Origin of the sequence: Pseudomonas sp. 8 R 14 (genome assembly GCF_900005955.1) — a bacterium.
In the GTDB taxonomy this organism is placed as follows: domain Bacteria; phylum Pseudomonadota; class Gammaproteobacteria; order Pseudomonadales; family Pseudomonadaceae; genus Aquipseudomonas; species Aquipseudomonas marginalis.
This window is the reverse complement of record NZ_CVTH01000075.1, coordinates 310601-316730: the sequence shown is the minus strand read 5'-3', so window position 1 is coordinate 316730 and position 6130 is coordinate 310601. Positions and strand designations below refer to the sequence as shown.

6 protein-coding genes are annotated in these 6130 nt (G+C 62.8%); 4 read left to right on the top strand and 2 right to left on the bottom strand.

Annotated features, from left to right (window positions below; all coding sequences use genetic code 11):
- Positions 1–696: 696 nt before the first annotated feature.
- The 4 genes from recO (at position 697) to tadA (ending at position 4381) form a co-directional block, all read left to right on the top strand.
- Complete coding sequence (gene recO, locus BFQ01_RS19960) at positions 697–1386, top strand: DNA repair protein RecO (RefSeq protein ID WP_065926597.1); 690 nt, start codon at positions 697–699, stop codon at positions 1384–1386.
- Positions 1387–1438: 52 nt separating this feature from the next.
- Positions 1439–2182, top strand: coding sequence for a pyridoxine 5'-phosphate synthase (gene pdxJ / locus BFQ01_RS19955; protein WP_065906925.1), 744 nt, complete (start codon positions 1439–1441; stop codon positions 2180–2182).
- Positions 2183–2501: 319 nt separating this feature from the next.
- Positions 2502–3884 carry a multicopper oxidase family protein gene (locus BFQ01_RS19950; RefSeq protein WP_065949017.1) on the top strand — a complete coding sequence of 461 codons (1383 nt, stop codon included), beginning with the start codon at positions 2502–2504 and terminating at the stop codon, positions 3882–3884.
- Complete coding sequence (gene tadA, locus BFQ01_RS19945) at positions 3884–4381, top strand: tRNA adenosine(34) deaminase TadA (RefSeq protein WP_065926595.1); 498 nt, start codon at positions 3884–3886, stop codon at positions 4379–4381. The genes BFQ01_RS19950 and tadA overlap by 1 nt, the downstream gene beginning before the upstream one ends.
- A gap of 33 nt (positions 4382–4414) precedes the next feature.
- Here tadA and cmoB read toward each other — a convergent pair whose 3' ends face one another.
- Together cmoB and cmoA are read right to left on the bottom strand one after the other, a co-directional pair.
- On the bottom strand, positions 4415–5371 hold the full coding sequence (gene cmoB, locus BFQ01_RS19940) for a tRNA 5-methoxyuridine(34)/uridine 5-oxyacetic acid(34) synthase CmoB (protein ID WP_065926594.1): 957 nt from the start codon (positions 5369–5371) through the stop codon (positions 4415–4417).
- Positions 5368–6111, bottom strand: a complete 744-nt coding sequence (gene cmoA / locus BFQ01_RS19935) for a carboxy-S-adenosyl-L-methionine synthase CmoA (RefSeq protein WP_065926593.1) — start codon at positions 6109–6111, stop codon at positions 5368–5370. The genes cmoB and cmoA overlap by 4 nt, the downstream gene beginning before the upstream one ends.
- Positions 6112–6130 lie beyond the last annotated feature (19 nt).

Below are 6130 nucleotides of genomic sequence, written 5' to 3'. Positions count from 1 at the left end.
TCCCTGGCCCAGGACGGCTAACCCGGCGTCCTGCCGGGTTACCCACGGATTCAAGCCTGCGTTCGGCCAGCGTGGTTAACGGGGCGCCTGAGATCAAGATCAAAAGCCAGAGCCAGAGCCAGAGCAGATCAAAAGATTGCTGACTTCGTCAGCGATTAAGGAAGTAGAAGCCACACCGCGTACGCTTCAATAATCAGGTCGGCTTTAAGGCCGCCTCGCTTTTGTTTTTGATTTGGCATCGCCCCGTCAAACACGCTGGCCGAACGCAGGCTTTGGAGCGTGGGTAACCCGGCAGGACGCCGGGTTAGCCGCGCTGGGCCATGGATGGCCCATCGCGGCGGCCCACGCTCCAAAGCCTGCGTTCGGGCACACCGAGCCTAAGCGAGGTGCCGAGTGTTGGGGCGAAGGCCTTTTGGTTACTTTTGTGCCTTTACAAAAGTGACACGCCGTAAGGGCGTAACCCTAAGTGGCCGTTACCGCAGCAACGGATATGTACTCGGTCAAATCCAACGACATGGTCGGCCCGAAGGCCGCCACGGGCCCAAGCTCCCTCGCCACAGGCCGCTGAAAAAAGTTGTGTAGATACTTATGCCCCGATAGCGGTGGGTCAGTTAACCAATAAATGACTGACACACTGCCATCGGGGGCAAGCCCCCTCCCACATTAGGTTTGTGTTGTTTTCAAGATAGAGAACCCATGTCCCAATCCCAACCCATCAGCCAACTCGCCTACGTCCTGCACAGCCGCGCCTACCGCGAGACCAGCGCCCTGGTGGATTTCCTTACGCCCCAAGGCCGCCTGCGCGCGGTGTTGCGTAGCGCGCGGGGCAAGGCGGGGACATTGGCGCGACCTTTCGTGGCGTTGGACGTGGAGTTTCGCGGCAAGGGCGAGTTGAAGAACGTCGGCCGCCTGGAAAGCGTCGGCACGTCCGCCTGGCTCAATGGCGATGCACTGTTCAGCGGCCTCTACCTCAATGAACTGCTGATCCGCCTGTTGCCCGCCGAAGACCCGCACCCGGCGGTCTTCGATCACTATGCCGCCACCTTGCTGGCCCTGGCCGAGGGCCGCCCCCTGGAGCCGCTGTTGCGCGCCTTCGAATGGCGCCTGCTTGACGACCTGGGCTACGGCTTCGAACTGCACAACGACCTGCACGGCGACCCCATCGCCGCCGACGGCATGTATCGCCTGCAGGTGGATGCGGGTCTGGAGCGTGTGTACCTGCTGCAACCGGGGCTGTTCCAGGGCACCGAGCTGCTGGCCATGAGTGAAGCCGACTGGACTGCACCGGGCGCCTTGTCCGCCGCCAAGCGCTTGATGCGCCAGGCGCTGGCCGTGCACTTGGGTGGACGGCCGCTGGTCAGTCGCGAGTTGTTTCGAAAGCCCTGACATCCCCGTGTATGCTGTGCAGCGTTTCTTTCCCCTTTTCAGGAGCGCTTCCGTGACCACCAGCAATCGCATTCTTCTTGGCGTCAACATCGACCACGTCGCTACCCTGCGCCAGGCCCGGGGCACCCGTTACCCTGACCCGGTCAAGGCCGCGCTGGACGCCGAAGAAGCGGGCGCCGACGGCATCACCGTGCACCTGCGCGAAGACCGCCGCCACATCCAGGAGCGCGATGTGCTGCTGCTCAAGGACGTGCTGCAAACCCGCATGAACTTCGAGATGGGCGTCACCGAAGAAATGATGGCCTTCGCCGAGCGCATCCGTCCGGCGCACATCTGCCTGGTCCCGGAAACCCGCCAGGAACTGACCACCGAAGGCGGCCTCGACGTGGCCGGCCAGGAAGCGCGGATCAAGGCCGCCGTGGAGCGCCTGTCGAAGATCGGCAGCGAAGTCTCGCTGTTCATCGACGCCGACGAGCGTCAGATCGAAGCGTCCCGCCGTGTCGGCGCGCCGGCCATCGAACTGCACACCGGCCGTTACGCCGACGCCACCACACCGACCGAAGTGGCGGATGAACTGCAGCGCATCATTGACGGTGTGAACTGCGGTCTTAATGAAGGCCTGATCGTCAATGCCGGCCACGGCCTGCACTACCACAACGTCGAAGCCGTGGCCGCGATCAAGGGCATCAACGAGCTGAACATCGGTCACGCGCTGGTAGCCCACGCGCTGTTCGTCGGTTTCAAAGGCGCGGTTGCCGAGATGAAGGCGCTGATTCTGGCTGCTGCCAAGGCCTGATACCGCAGCGCAAGCTCTGTGGTGAGCGGGCTTGCCCCGCGTTGGGCTGCGAAGCGGCCCTGAAACCTGCGAATCCGATCTCCCTGACACCCGGCGGCGATTGAACTGCGGCTGCTGCGCAGCCCAACGCGGGGCAAGCCCGCTCACCACAAAAAGCGTGCTCGGCACGACAAGCTCTTTGTTACAAAAAGCGTGCTCGCCCCGCGACCCAATGAAATCAGCAACTGCGGCAATGCGAAGCCTTACTGTTTAGCACATGCAGGTGTATCGTATCCGCCCTTTGCAGGCCCTGCGCCTGCGGCAGATACGTGAGGTTGTTGTGTCCCGATCCTTTTCCCGTCGACAAATCCTGGGTGGTCTTGCCGGCCTGGCCGTAGTGGGCGTCGGTGCCGGTGGCGCCTACCGCTACTGGCTGGGGAAAGTCGCCGAAGCCGAGGCGGGGCACGATTACGAATTGATCGCCGCGCCGCTCGACGTAGAACTGGTGCCGGGGCACAAGACCCAGGCCTGGGCCTTCGGCCCTTCGGCACCGGGCACCGAGTTGCGGGTGCGCCAGGGTGAGTGGCTGCGGGTGCGCTTTATCAACCACCTGCCGGTCGCCACCACGATCCACTGGCACGGCATCCGCCTGCCGCTGGAAATGGACGGCGTGCCCTACGTCTCGCAATTGCCGGTGCTGCCCGGCGAATACTTCGACTACACATTCCGCGTGCCCGACGCCGGCAGCTACTGGTACCACCCCCATGTGAACAGCAGCGAAGAACTCGGCCGCGGCCTGGTCGGCCCGCTGATTATCGAAGAACGCGAACCCACCGGGTTCAAGCACGAACGCACCCTGAGCCTGAAGAGCTGGCATGTGGACGAAGAGGGCGCCTTTGTCGCCTTCAGCATTCCCCGTGAGGCCGCGCGCGGGGGCACGGCCGGGCGGTTGTCGACGATCAATGGCGTATCCCAGGCGGTGATCGACCTGCCTGCCGGGCAGATCACCCGCGTGCGCCTGCTCAACCTCGACAACACCCTGACCTATCGCATCAACATCCCTGACGTCGAAGCGCAGATCTACGCGCTGGACGGCAACCCCGTCGAACCACGCCCGCTGGGCAAGGAATACTGGCTGGGTCCGGGCATGCGCATCTGCCTCGCGATCAAGGCGCCGCCGGCGGGCGAAGAACTGTCGATCCGTAACGGCCCGGTGCGCCTGGGCACTTTCCGCTCAGTCGTCAACGCCGATGCACCGACCGAATGGCCCCCGGCATTGCCCGCCAACCCGATTGCCGAGCCGGACCTGGCCAATGCGGAGAAACTCAACTTCAATTTCGAGTGGGTCGGTTCAGTGTCGGTGAATGTCGATAATGGCAAGCCGCCGAGCCTGTGGCAGATCAACGGCCAGGCCTGGGACATCACCGACAAGACCTGCGCCGACCGCCCGATTGCCAAGCTGGAAAAAGGCAAGAGCTACATTTTCGAATTTAAGAACATGACCCAGTACCAGCACCCAATCCACCTGCACGGCATGAGCTTCAAGGTGATCGCCTCGAACCGCCATAAGGTGATCCCGTACTTCACCGACACTTACCTGCTGGGCAAGAACGAACGTGCTCGAGTGGCCTTGGTGGCGGATAACCCAGGGGTGTGGATGTTCCATTGCCATGTGATCGACCACATGGAAACCGGCCTGATGGCCGCCATCGAGGTGGCGTGATGCGCCAGTTTCGCCCCACGGCGATTATCGACCGCAGCCGCGATCAGGATTTCATGCGCGAAGCCCTGGCGCTTGCCGCCCAAGGCGCGGCGCTGGGCGAAGTGCCGGTGGGCGCGGTGCTGGTGCAGGACGGTGAAATCATCGGCCGCGGCTTCAACTGCCCGATCAGCGGCAATGACCCCAGCGCCCATGCCGAAATGGTCGCCATTCGCGCCGCTGCGCAGGCTGTCAGCAACTACCGCCTGCCGGGCAGTACGCTGTACGTGACCCTGGAACCGTGCAGCATGTGCGCCGGGCTGATCGTGCATTCGCGGATTGCGCGGGTGGTGTATGGCGCGCTTGAGCCGAAAGCGGGGATCGTGCAAAGCCAGGGGCAGTTTTTTACCCAGGAGTTTCTGAATCATCGGGTGTTGTTTGAAGGCGGGGTGCTGGCCGAGGAGTGCGGCACGGTGTTGAGCGAATTCTTCAAGGCCCGCCGAGCCAAGCCCCCGCTCTAAAGAACACTTCATTTTTTCAGGGAGCTTGGGGGCTTACTTTTTAGCGATGATCACCGCCCGCATCGGCGCCGGCAGCCCTTCAATCGTCTTGCAGTGATCCTGTGGATCGAGGAAGTCGCTGAGGGACTGATACTTCATCCACGCCGTCCCGCGCTGTTCCTCCACCGTGGTCACGCTCACATCCACGCACCTCACATCACTGAACCCGGCACGCCGCAGCCACAGCATCAACGCCGGCACTGAGGGCAGGAACCACACGTTACGCATCTGCGCATAACGGTCTTCCGGCACCAGCACCTGTTGCTGGTCGCCTTCCACCACCAAGGTTTCCAGGACCAGTTCGCCGCCCTTGACCAAGGTGTCCTTCAGCGCCAGCAAATGCTCGATCGGCGAGCGGCGGTGATAGAACACCCCCATGGAAAACACCGTGTCGAAGCCTTCCAGGTTCGCCGGCAGGTCTTCAAACGGGAACGGTAGGTGCCAGGCCTTGGGTTCGGACAGGTAACGCTGTACGGCCTGGAACTGGCAGAAGAACAGCCAGTTCGGGTCGACGCCAATCACGCTGTCGGCCCCGGCGCCGAGCATGCGCCACATGTAGTAACCGTTGCCGCAACCGACATCGAGAATACGCTTGCCCTTCAGGTCCAGGTGCGGGGCCACACGCGACCACTTCCAGTCCGAGCGCCATTCGGTGTCCACATGCACGCCGAACAGGTGGAACGGGCCCTTGCGCCACGGGCTCAAGCCCATCAGCGCGGTGTGCATCTGCGCGCGGGTGGCGTCGTCGCAATCGGTGTCCAGCACCAGGCCATTGAGCAAGTCGACTTCACTGGGCTGGATCTTGGGCAGCGCGTCCAGGGCACTCTGCCAACGCTCCAGGTCGCCATGACCCTTTTCCATCTTGCTATCGAGCTGCGCTTGCAGGCCTTGGGCCCATACAGCCAGGGGGGTACCGACCAGATGGCGGGCGAGGGGGGACAGATCAATCATGGCAAGGCAATCAACGAGGCAAAGTTAAGACACTGGAACCACGGCACGACTTTCGAAAACCCGGCCGCCAGCAGGCGTTCGCGGTGTTCTTCGAGGCTGTCGGGCTTCATGACGTTTTCGATGGCGCTGCGCTTCTGGGCGATTTCCAGTTCGCTGTAGCCGTTGGCGCGTTTGAACGCGATATGCAGGTCGGTGAGCAGCGCATGTTCTTCCAGGTCGTTGAAGCGCAGCTTTTCCGAAAGGATCAGTGCGCCGCCGGGCAATAACGACTGGCGGATACGCCCGAGTAACGCCAGGCGCTCATCCGGGGCGATAAATTGCAGGGTGAAGTTCAACGCCACCACCGAGGCCGGTTGGAACTGCAGCGCGAGGATGTCGCCGTCGATCACCTCGACCGGCAGCAGCTCCTGGAACATCGAGTCCTGGCCATTGAGGTATTCGCGGCAGCGCTCGACCATGGCCGCCGAGTTATCCACCGCGATCACGCGGCAACCGTCGGTGCGCACATGACGGCGCAAGGCCTGGGTCACCGCTCCCAGGGACGAGCCCAGGTCGTAGAGCACGCTGTGTGGTTGGGCAAACTGCGCTGCAAGCACGCCGAGGTTTTCGACAATCGTCGGGTAACCGGGCACCGAACGCTTGATCATGTCCGGGAACACCCGCACCACGTCCTCGTTAAAGGCGAAGTCCGGCACCTGGGGCAGGGGCTGGGCGAATAGGCGATCGGGTTCTTTGCTCACGGTTGTTCCGGCGACGAAG

Excerpts from the sequence above, each read along its gene's own strand:
- cmoB (WP_065926594.1), bottom strand. The coding sequence starts at position 5,371 with ATGATTGATCTGTCCCCCCTCGCCCGCCATCTGGTCGGTACCCCCCTG.
- tadA (WP_065926595.1), top strand. The coding sequence starts at position 3,884 with ATGCGCCAGTTTCGCCCCACGGCGATTATCGACCGCAGCCGCGATCAG.
- recO (WP_065926597.1), top strand. The coding sequence starts at position 697 with ATGTCCCAATCCCAACCCATCAGCCAACTCGCCTACGTCCTGCACAGC.